This window comes from Herbidospora sp. RD11066 (assembly GCF_054661255.1).
This window is the reverse complement of record NZ_BAAGDO010000132.1, coordinates 1-276: the sequence shown is the minus strand read 5'-3', so window position 1 is coordinate 276 and position 276 is coordinate 1. Positions and strand designations below refer to the sequence as shown.

The 276-nt window shown below is 44.6% G+C and carries 1 protein-coding gene; it reads left to right on the top strand.

Going from position 1 to position 276, the window contains the following annotated elements:
- Positions 1–23 precede the first annotated feature (23 nt).
- A partial coding sequence (locus ACYQ78_RS39555; RefSeq protein WP_459806134.1) for an FAD-dependent oxidoreductase occupies positions 24–276 on the top strand: 253 nt, incomplete at its 3' end.

Here is a 276-nt window from a genome sequence, read left to right as displayed (position 1 = left end):
GTTCCTTCGACACGGTTACAGAGATGAGCCATCCCGCAGAATATGATGTTGCAGTCATTGGTGCAGGGATTTCTGGGATTGCCACGGCAAAGTGTCTACTGGATGACAAATTCAAGATCATTGTTTTTGAGAAAAGTGACCACATTGGGGGTCTGTGGCAGTTCACAGAACATGGTTACGGAGTCATGAGATTTACTCACATCAATGTTTCCAAACACAATTACTGCTTCTCTGACTTTCCATTCCCTGATGATGTTCCTGATTACCCAAGCCACA